The following is a 1767-nucleotide window of genomic DNA, read 5'->3' on the forward strand; positions in this document are numbered from 1 at the left end:
GACCATGGAAATCTATGCGCCGCTTGCCGGCCGCATGGGCATTCAGGAAATCCGCGAAGAGCTGGAAGACCTTGCCTTCAAGGAGCTGAACCCGGAAGCGCGCGAGGCGCTAATCCGGCGGCTTGATGACTTCCGGGAAACAAGCGGCGACTCCGTCAAGGAGATTGCAGAAGAGATCAGGGCGAAGCTCGAAGAGAACGGTCTTTCCTGCACGGTGATCGGGCGTGAAAAGCGGCCCTATTCTGTCTGGCGCAAGATGGAACGCCGGGCGATCTCGCTTGAACAGCTTTCCGATATTTTCGGCTTCCGCGTGATCGTGGAAGATGTGCCGGAGTGCTATCGCGCGCTTGGTGTTCTGCACACCACCTGGCCGATGGTGCCGGGGCGTTTCAAGGATTACATCTCCACGCCCAAGGCGAATGGTTATCGCTCGCTCCACACGACGCTGGTTGGCCCGCAGCGCAAGCGCGCCGAAGTGCAGATACGCACCCGCAAGATGCACGAGATTGCCGAATACGGTATCGCGGCGCACTGGATCTACAAGGAAGCGGGCGGCGGCGATTCCTCCGGGGAGTTTGCGGCAACGTTTCGCTGGCTGCGTCAGCTCATCGAAATGCTGGAGCATGGCGCCTCGCCGGAAGAGTTTCTGGAGCACACAAAGCTTCAGATGTATTCCGATCAGGTGTTCTGCTTCACGCCGAACGGGCTTCTCATCTCGCTGCCGCGCGGCGCGACACCCATCGACTTCGCCTATGCCGTTCACACCGAGATCGGCGATACATGCGTCGGCTGCAAGATCAATGGCCGCCACATGCCGCTGCGCACGCGGCTGGAGAATGGCGACGAAGTGGAAATCATCCGCTCGCAGGCACAGAAGCCATCTCCTGCCTGGGAAGCGATTGTCGCAACCGGCAAGGCGCGGTCGGCGATCCGCAGGGCGATCCGCGCGACCAAGCAGGCGGAGTTCGGCAAGCTCGGGCGCCAAATATTGAAGACCGCCTTCGAGGCGGCGGGCCGCGAGATTTCCGATACGCTTCTCGAACGTGCGATCAAGCCGCTGCGCAAGGCAGACCTCGGCGAATTGCTGGCCTCTGTCGGTGATGGGACGGTAAGCCCGCAGCAGGTGCTGGAGATCGTCTTCCCTGAAGACCAGAAGCGGAAGGGCGGGCGCAAGCGCAATACCACCCAGATGAACGGCAAGACGGGGCAGGCGGGGTCTGTGCGCGTGACAAGCCGCGCCATGGGGCTCGCGACACGCTTTGCACCTGACATGTTCCCGCTGCCGGGCGAGCGTATCGTCGGCATCATGATGCCGGGCGAAGGCATCACCATTTATCCGATCGATGCGCCTGCGCTTGAAGAGTTTGATGGCGATGCACAACGCTGGATTGATGCGGTGTGGGATATTGATCCTGAAAACCCGCAGACATTCCCGGCGCGCCTTCGCATCACCGCGAAAAACGAAGTGGGGTCGCTTGGCCATATCGCGACGCTGATTGCCGACTATGGAGCCAATATTTCCAATCTGTCTCTGGCACAGCGCGATGCGGATTTCTATGACATGCAGATTGATCTCGATGTTCGCGATCTTAAACATCTGACGCGGATCATGGCGGCCTTGAAAGGCCTGTCCTGCGTCAACATGGTGGTGCGCCCGCCGCGCTGAAGCTCCTTCTCTGAAAGAAACCGGTGAAAGAAAAATGGAACAGGAAAAAGTTCTCAAGGAATTTGAGAAGGCGGGTGCGCTGCTGAGGGGGCATTTCATCC

1 protein-coding gene is annotated in these 1767 nt (G+C 59.7%); it reads left to right on the forward strand.

Annotation, left to right across the window (positions count from 1 at the left end):
• On the forward strand, window positions 1-1666 hold a 1666-nt coding region (locus WBF74_RS10800), incomplete at its 5' end, for a RelA/SpoT family protein (RefSeq protein WP_424439410.1).
• Window positions 1667-1767: the final 101 nt, after the last annotated feature.

Origin of the sequence: Parvibaculum sp. (assembly GCF_049672805.1) — a bacterium.
Taxonomy (GTDB): domain Bacteria; phylum Pseudomonadota; class Alphaproteobacteria; order Parvibaculales; family Parvibaculaceae; genus Parvibaculum.